Source organism: Streptomyces sp. NPDC047515, from assembly GCF_040643055.1.
Classification (GTDB): Bacteria; Actinomycetota; Actinomycetes; order Streptomycetales; family Streptomycetaceae; genus Streptomyces.
Map to the genome: position 1 here is coordinate 1 of NZ_JBEYTM010000138.1, position 3844 is coordinate 3844.

3 protein-coding genes and 1 pseudogene are annotated in these 3844 nt (G+C 72.1%); 3 read left to right on the forward strand and 1 reads right to left on the reverse strand.

All coding sequences use genetic code 11. The features are described from left to right. Window positions 1–256: 256 nt before the first annotated feature. Window positions 257–835: a hypothetical protein gene (locus tag ABZ826_RS38945; protein WP_361459279.1), complete on the forward strand. Its 579-nt coding sequence runs from the start codon at window positions 257–259 to the stop codon at window positions 833–835. A gap of 101 nt (window positions 836–936) precedes the next feature. Here ABZ826_RS38945 and ABZ826_RS38950 read toward each other — a convergent pair. After that, window positions 937–1140, reverse strand: a pseudogene (locus ABZ826_RS38950) (hypothetical protein); the annotation flags it as partial. A 133-nt stretch (window positions 1141–1273) separates the two neighbouring features. Here ABZ826_RS38950 and ABZ826_RS38955 point away from each other — a divergent pair. Further along, a complete protein-coding gene (locus ABZ826_RS38955; protein ID WP_361459283.1) occupies window positions 1274–2350 on the forward strand; it encodes an amidohydrolase family protein in 1077 nt (358 codons plus the stop codon). Window positions 2351–2683: 333 nt separating this feature from the next. Further along, window positions 2684–3742, forward strand: a complete 1059-nt coding sequence (locus tag ABZ826_RS38960) for an SCO1860 family LAETG-anchored protein (protein WP_361459281.1) — start codon at window positions 2684–2686, stop codon at window positions 3740–3742. Window positions 3743–3844 lie beyond the last annotated feature (102 nt).

Below are 3844 nucleotides of genomic sequence, written 5' to 3' on the forward strand. Positions count from 1 at the left end.
ACCCTAGACAAGTCCCATCGTCGCAGGTCAGGAGCACTCTTCGCGTTTCCGATCACGCATCGGACACCCGGCCACGCGAAAGCCCGAGGCTAAGGCCGTGTCTGCGTGGACCGCACACCGGATCCGCCGGGCCCGCGACGGCTGACCGCCGTTCCCGCGGACCGTCGCGCCCGACTCCGAGGGCGACCTGCCGTACGGCCGCCGCAGTGCCTCTGCTCCGATGGCGCGATCGTCCCCCGCGCCGATCGGAGCCGCCATGCCCCGCGCACAGAGACCGGACCGCATGGTGTGGCGCCCGCCGCAGACGATGGCCGGGCTGTGGCGCGGGACGGGTGTGTCACTGCTGATGCTGGCGGTCGGCAGCGGCGCCACGGCGTTGTTCTCGCTGCGATGGGGCGGTGTGGCATGGCCGAGGCCGGCGGTCGTGGCGATCACCACGACAGCCGTGGCCACCGGCGTGAAGATGACAGGTGGCGGCTGGCTCTCCGCGGTCGCGACGGTGGTGCTCTGCCTGGCCGTGCTCCTCATCGGCAGCGCGGCGCTGGCCGACCACGCCCGGGTCCAGCGGGGGGAGCAGACCGAAGCGCTGGTCTCGGCGGTACGGCCGGCGACGGGCAGGTCCAGCAGCAGCTGCCTGCTGCGGCGGCTCGACGACGGCCGGGAGATCCGCTACTCCCTCGCCCCCTGCGACGGGCACCGGAAGGGGGGGGCCGGGTGCAGGCCGTCGTCGACCCGCTGGGCCGGCTGGCACCGGTCGAGGGGGTCCGTGCGGATCTTGAGCAGGCGACGGAGGGCACGGTGGCACTGGGGGCGCTCGGCGCCCTGGTCCTCGTGATGGTCGTGACTCCGCTGTGCACAGCACGCAGGATACGCAGGGCCGGCAGGCGGAGTGAGACGCTTCCCTTCCGCCCCGACACCGACGGGATTCAGAGGAGCTCAGTGCCCCCCGGCAAGCTTTGCCCCGTCGCGGCACCGGACCGTGTCCCATGGGGTGAGGCGGAACAGCCGCTTGCAGCAGCAGAGGGTGGCGGAGAGGCCGAGGAATGCCTCGTGGTGACGGGGGACGGCGTTCGTGGCGGGGCTGAGTCCGCGGTGGCCGGAGAGCCAGGACATCGCGCGCTCCCTCACCCACCGGTGCCGGGCCGAGCCTCCATCCCCACTGCCCACTGCCCATGACCGAGCTCTACCCCAACTCACCACACAGGGCATGGTCCGAGGGCGCCGGACGCCGCCTCGTACAGTGCTGCTCATGAGTGATCACACGGCACCGCGGGTGCTGCACGTGAAGGGGCGGGTGCTCGTCGGTCCCGAGGACGTCCGGGACGAGCTCTGGGCCGTCGACGGACGGATCTCGTACGGGAGGCCGGCCGGCGCGGACGAGGCGGTGACCGTCACCGGCTGGGCGCTGCCGGGTCTGGTCGACGCGCACTGCCACGTCGGGCTCGACCACCATGGCGCCGTCGACGCGGCCACCAGCGAGAAGCAGGCCCTCGCCGACCGGGAGGCGGGCGCGCTGCTGCTGCGGGACGCGGGTTCGCCGGCCGACACCCGGTGGATCGACGACCGGGAGGACCTGCCGAAGATCATCAGGGCCGGCCGCCACATCGCCAGGCCCCGCAGGTACACCCGGAACTACGCCTACGAGATCGAGCCCGGCGAGCTGGTCGCGTACGTCGCGCAGGAGGCGCGCCGCGGCGACGGCTGGGTGAAGCTGGTCGGCGACTGGATCGACCGGGAGGTGGGCGACCTGACCGCCTGCTGGCCGCGTGAGGCCGTCGAGGCGGCCATCGCCGAGGCGCACCGGCTCGGCGCCCGGGTCACCGCGCACTGCTTCGCCGAGGACTCGCTGCGCGATCTCGTCGAGGCCGGGATCGACTGCATCGAGCATGCCACCGGGCTCACCGAGGAGACCATTCCGCTCTTCGCCGAACGCGGTGTCGCGATCGTCCCGACCCTGGTCAACATCGCCACGTTCCCCTCGCTCGCGGCGGGCGGCGACGCCAAGTTCCCCCGCTGGTCGGCCCATATGCGGCGGCTGCACGAGCGGCGCTACGACACCGTGCGCGCCGCGTACGACGCCGGGATTCCGGTCTTCGTCGGCACCGACGCGGGCGGCGTCCTCGCCCACGGGCTGGTGGCGGACGAGGTCGCCGAGCTGGTGAAGGCGGGCATCCCGGCCCTTGACGCGCTGTCCGCGACCACCTGGGGCGCGCGTCGGTGGCTCGGGCGGCCGGTGCTGGAGGAGGGCTCCCCGGCGGACCTGGTGGTGTACGACGAGGATCCGCGGGCGGACGTACGGGTGCTGGCGGCGCCGCGACGCGTGGTGCTGAACGGGCGGGTGATCGGCTGAGGAGCGGACCGCCGGGCCCCTTTCGGCCGGGGGCGTCGCGTTGACAGGCAGTTACCGCCTCCCTGCCGTGTCGTTGAACCACTTTCGCGCGCACTCCGGCGCAGTCCGCCTCCGGGCCGTCCACGCTCAGCGGATCGGGTGACGGCGAGGAACGAACGTACCGAGATATTCGAATACAGGTGCGAAAACCCCCCTTTGGGGTGAACTCACGTCAGGTGTCTGCCAGTTCACCCTCCGTGCGTAAAGCTGTCGGGGTCGAGGCCGCCGGCGCACGCGATGTCCCCCATCGGACGGCGCCGGTGGCTCCATGTCTCATGTGGGGGTTCCACCATCTTGAACAGCAACACCTTCCGTCTGGCCGCCTTGGCGGTCGCCGTCGCTCCCGTCGCCCTGCTGGCCGCCGCCCCGGCGCACGCGACCGCCGCGACCACCACGACCACCACGACCACCACGACCACCGGCGACGGGAAGGCGAGCGCGGTCGTGCTCCGTACCGCACTCGACGTCTCGCTCCTGAACAAGACGATCGACGTGCCGCTCAAGGCCACGCTCAACGAGGTGCAGGCGCCCGCCAGCGCCGACCGGACCGCGCTGAGCGTCCGGCTCGACGGGGTGGACGACGGACGGCCGTTCAGCGTGCTGAGTGCCGATGTGGCCACCACGAGGGCCACCGTCGACAAGCACAGGGCCGAGGGGTACAGCAATGTGGCGAAGGCCCGCGTCCATGTGCCCGGACTGCCGCTGCTCTCGCTGATCGAGGTCGAGCAGGTCACCTCCAAGGCGGTCTGCGAGGTGGGCAGGAAGCCGGTCGCCGAGTCGAACGTGCTGGGACACGTGACGATCCTCGGCAAGCGGATCAGCCTCACCGCGGGCGGCACCACACAGGTGAAGGTGCCCGGGGTCGGAGAGGTGACCCTCGACCTGTCGAAGACGCACACCACCTCGCGCACCGCGGCGGCGGCAGCGCTCCAGCTGAAGGTCTCCGTCAATCCGCTCAAGCTGAATGTCGCCGATGTGCAGGGCGAGGTCACGCTCGCCGAGGCGACCTGCGAGACGCCGAAGGGGACGGGGCCGGGCGGCGGTGACAACGGCGGCTCCGGCAACGGTGGTTCGACCGGTGGTGGTTCCAGCGACGGCGGCTCCGGCAACGGCGGTTCGACCAACGGCGGCTCCGGCGACGGCGGGACCAGTGGCGCGAACACCTCCGGCGGTGGCAGCACGGGCGGCGATGTGAAGCCCCAGACCGGCACCGGCCACGCCCCGGACGTCGACTCCAACCTCGCCGAGACCGGCGGCAGTTCCGCGACGCCGTACATCGCGGGTGGCGCGGCCCTGCTGCTGGCGGTGGGCGCCGGGGCGATGGTCGTGGCCAGGCGGCGCGCCCAGGACTGAGCCGCACGGCTCAGACCCGAATCCGCAGGTAGGGGCGTGCTCGCGGGCCGTCAGCGGTCAACTCGCTTAATCTGGGTTGTTTTTGGGTTTCCGGCATGTCGG